The 3,977-nt window shown below is 57.8% G+C and carries 4 protein-coding genes; 3 read left to right on the top strand and 1 reads right to left on the bottom strand.

Annotated features, from left to right (window positions below):
* Positions 1-634: ABC transporter ATP-binding protein (locus Q0288_RS08265; RefSeq protein WP_299429420.1), on the top strand; the 634-nt coding region annotated here is incomplete at its 5' end.
* An 82-nt stretch (positions 635-716) separates the two neighbouring features.
* The gene (locus Q0288_RS08260; protein WP_299429419.1) at positions 717-1,256 is read left to right on the top strand and encodes a GNAT family N-acetyltransferase; all 540 of its coding nucleotides are present in this window, start codon (positions 717-719) and stop codon (positions 1,254-1,256) included.
* Between the two features lie 377 nt (positions 1,257-1,633).
* On the opposite strand, the gene Q0288_RS08255 is transcribed toward Q0288_RS08260, so the two are convergent.
* Positions 1,634-2,026: a YkvA family protein gene (locus Q0288_RS08255; protein WP_299429418.1), complete on the bottom strand. Its 393-nt coding sequence runs from the start codon at positions 2,024-2,026 to the stop codon at positions 1,634-1,636.
* Positions 2,027-2,402: 376 nt separating this feature from the next.
* Between Q0288_RS08255 and Q0288_RS08250 the strand changes: the two genes are divergently transcribed.
* Complete coding sequence (locus Q0288_RS08250) at positions 2,403-3,947, top strand: glutathione ABC transporter substrate-binding protein (protein ID WP_299429417.1); 1,545 nt, start codon at positions 2,403-2,405, stop codon at positions 3,945-3,947.
* Positions 3,948-3,977: the final 30 nt, after the last annotated feature.

Raw genomic sequence — 3,977 nt, 5'->3', positions numbered from 1 at the left:
GGAGGGTGAAATCGTCACCCTGATCGGAGCCAACGGAGCAGGCAAGAGCACCACCTTGCGCACCATCAGCGGCATGAACAAGCCCCGCAAAGGCGAGGTGGTGTATCGCGGCAAGTCCATCCACAAATTCCCAGCCGACAAGATTGTGGGGCTGGGCATTGGGCATGTGCCTGAAGGGCGGCGGATCTTCCCCCGCATGACCGTGGAAGAGAACCTCGAGATGGGCGGTTTTCTAATCAACGATGCCAGAGTCGTGCAGGAGCGCAAAGAGCAGGCTTTCACCCTGTTTCCCCGACTGGCCGAGCGTCGCCAGCAAAAGGGGGGCACGCTTTCGGGCGGCGAGCAGCAAATGCTGGCGATTGGGCGCACGCTGATGCAAGACCCCAAACTACTGCTGATGGATGAGCCTTCGATGGGTCTGGCCCCAGTGCTGGTGGATTTCATCTTCGAGATCATCCAGAAACTCAACCAGCAAGGCAAAACTATTTTGTTGGTGGAACAAAACGCCCGCCTGGCCCTGCAAATTGCCCACCGGGGCTACGTATTGCAGACCGGTCACCTGACCATGAGCGGTCCTGCCAAAGAGCTGGCAGCCCGGCCCGAGATTCAGGAAGCCTATCTGGGCGGACACTGAGGAGTGCCGCAGGTCTCAAAAGGTTCCATCTCTGTAGTAAACCCCTGAACCACCGCACCTGGGAAGCCGATACAATCGGCCCATGCGTGCTGTAGTGACCACCTACTACCTCGAGATGCGCTCCCCCGATGCACTGCGACCCAGGCGCACCAGAGCAGAGGGGTTACAGATCATCAAAGCCGAAATTCCCAGCGCCGAGTTGCAGCATTTTCTCTATCGCAGCGTGGGGGGGGACTGGTACTGGTACGAAAAAGCCAACTGGACCTACCAGCAATGGTTGGAATACGCCCAAAATTCCAGTCTGCACACCTGGGTGGCCTACCTGAAGGGCACGCCTGCGGGTTACTTTCAGCTCGAGGTGCAGCCTGAACAAAGCGTCGAAATCGCCTATTTTGGCCTGCTGAAGCAGTTTAGCGGGATGGGGCTGGGGGGTTATCTGCTAACCTGTGCCCTCGAGGAAGCCTGGCGGCTGAGAGCCAAAAGAGTCTGGGTGCATACCTGCTCGCTGGACAGCCCGGCGGCACTGGCCAACTACCAGGCCAGGGGAATGCAACTCTACAAGATCGAAACTGCCTCGTTGGAAATTCCCGATCGGCCTCCTGGTTCCTGGCATGGCGCCTAAGCAGGGTGTGTAGGGTGGTTTTCGAATTAATGCGGTTGCGTTGAGAACCATCTCTGGGTTCTATGAATGGGTACGCTTTCCACGGCAACCGCCCTGAGCGCACCCGCACCCTGCCAAACGCGAAATGCGGTGCTCGGTTGCAGGTGTTGCAGGGCCCTGCGCGGCCTCCTCCCGGCTTGGGAGAATAAGTACTCCCTCCAGGACATGCCTTTGCTGGAAGGAGTACTTGTACCAGATTCGGTTAGAACCCGACCGAAGGGAGACGCTTTTACTCGCCGACCGTCAGGGAGGGGGGTGCTCCAGTATTCAAAAAGATCGCCTCGGGGTCTCCTGGTTGGAGGATGATCTCTTTGAATCCGGTATTACGGTGAATCGCTCTACAAAGGTGAAGTATGGAGTTCTGTCTCGCCAAACCACTCCTTGGCCTTGAGGCGTGCCTCCTCCCTGACCGTGGGCGTGATGTAGGCTGCAACTGTGCTGACGGCTAACAGCAGAACGCTCAAATCATCGGTAAAACCCACCAGGGGAGCCAGATCGGCTACAAGATCGAAGGGCAGGAAAAAGTACACCAGGGCCCCGATGATCGTGCGCCTGGCCCAGGCCGGTGTCTCCGGGCGCTGCATCGCATAGTAGAGCCAGAGGGCTTTTTCAACTACTTCGCGGCCCGCCTTGCGAGCAAACCGGTTTAGCTTGCGCCAGAAATCATCATTGCTATAGCGCTTGGTCGGGTTGATTTCAATCACTTCGACTTTCTGAATTTCGTTGGCCACAGTGGGCCCTCCCGATTCGCCAGAACCTGGCTGGACGAATAAAAGAGTTTGGTTCCACCCCAAACCAATGGGTGTAGGATTCATGGTATCAGCTACCCAGGAACCTGCAAGAGTGGAGGCTGGGGCGTGGCCAGAAGTGTAATCTGGACTGCAAGAATTTGGCTGGTTTTTTGCGTATCCTGAACGCCACGTAGCATGATGTTCCCCTGCATCCTGTGACTGCTGGGGCTTCGTCGGATGTACCGAATCCCGTCTGCGGTTTCTGGTCCGGCGCAGCCACAAGGCCAGGCCTAACTTGCAAAAAGCAACGCTAGCTCGGGTCGGAACGCCGGTGGGAAGAGAACCCCAGGGGAGAAAGCTACGAACGGAGGAGAAGATGCGATTCAAACTTTTAGCCGCGCTTGCACTGGGACTGGGCCTATCGGTGGCCCTGGCCCAGCCCCGAACCCTGGTTATTGCCCAGGGCACCGACCCGGTTACGCTGGATGCACATCTGGCTACCGACTCACCCTCTTTCACGGTGATCTACCAGGTAGTGGAGACGCTATTCACCTACACCCCTGAGGGAAGGATAGAGCCCAATCTGGTAGAGCGCTTCAGCTTTAGCACCGATCGCAGGATGCTCACCCTGACCCTGCGTAGAGGGGTCAAGTTTCATGATGGCACCGACCTGACCTCTGAGGCAGTGAAATTCAACCTCGAGCGCCTGATCGCTCCAGAAACCGCATCGGCTTTTGCCTTTTTGCTGCGCGGCAGAGTAACTGCCATTGAGACCCCCGACCCACTTACGGTACGCCTGAGGATGCCAGAGCCTTTTGCCCCGATACTCTCCCATCTCGCCCACGGCTCAACCGGGATCCAGAGCCCGGCGGCCATCCGTCGCCTGGGAGCCACTTATCGTGACAACCCGGTAGGCACTGGTCCATTCCGTTTTGATCGCTGGCAGAAGGGTCAGTTTGTCGAGCTGGTTCGCAACGACGAGTACTGGGGTAGCAAACCTGCTATCGAGCGCCTGCGCTTTCTTGCAGTACCCGAGTCTACTACCCGTATGGCCCTGGTCGAGACCGGGCAGGCCCACATTGCAGTGCGGGTTCCTCCGCAAGACGTGGCGCGCCTCCGTGCCCGCCCAGAGCTCAATGTGGTTACTACCCCCAGCGTGCGCACCATCTACCTCTACTTTAACCACGCCAGGAAGCCCTTTGACGATGTACGGGTACGCAGAGCTCTCAACCATGCCATCAACAAAGAAGAAATTGTAAATTTTGTCCTTGGTGGCTTTGGTCGGGTCTCCGATGCACCCATCAGCCCTGGTATCTTCGGCTATACCAAGATTGGCACGTATGCTTTCAACCCCAGTCTAGCCCGCCAATTACTGGCCCAGGCTGGCTTCAATGCTCAGAACCCCCTGCGTTTCACCCTATCCTTCCCCACTGGGCGCTATTTGCAGGATGTCCGTATAGCTGAGACCATCCAGAGCCAGCTAAGGGCCATTGGGGTACAGGTCGAACTCCAGACCATGGAATGGGGTGCTTACCTGGCCTTCACCAACCTGCCACGTGATCGCAATCAGGTTCAAGTAGCCATGCTGGGCTGGGGTACTGTGACCGGTGACGCCGACTACGGCCTGTTCCCACTCTTCCACACCGCACAGCATGTTCCCCAGGGTTCCAACCGGAGCTTCTACTCGAACCCCCGGCTTGACCGCATTCTCGATCAGGCCCGCGTTGCAACCAATCCCCAGGCCCGGCAGCAGCTATACCGCTCTGCCATGCAGATCATCCACGATGATGCCCCCTGGGTCTTTCTCCACTCTGAGCAGCAGGTTACGGCTATTCGCCGTGAGGTGCAGGGTGTAGTGATCCATCCGGCTGAGATGTTGATTGTTAGCGGAGCCAGCTTCCGTACTGGAGCAGAGCGCTAAGTTTTTTTGTCCAGCCCCGCCGCCGATGGC

This window comes from uncultured Meiothermus sp. (assembly GCF_937863175.1).
GTDB lineage: Bacteria > Deinococcota > Deinococci > Deinococcales > Thermaceae > Meiothermus.
This window is presented reverse-complemented; position numbering and strand designations above follow the sequence as displayed.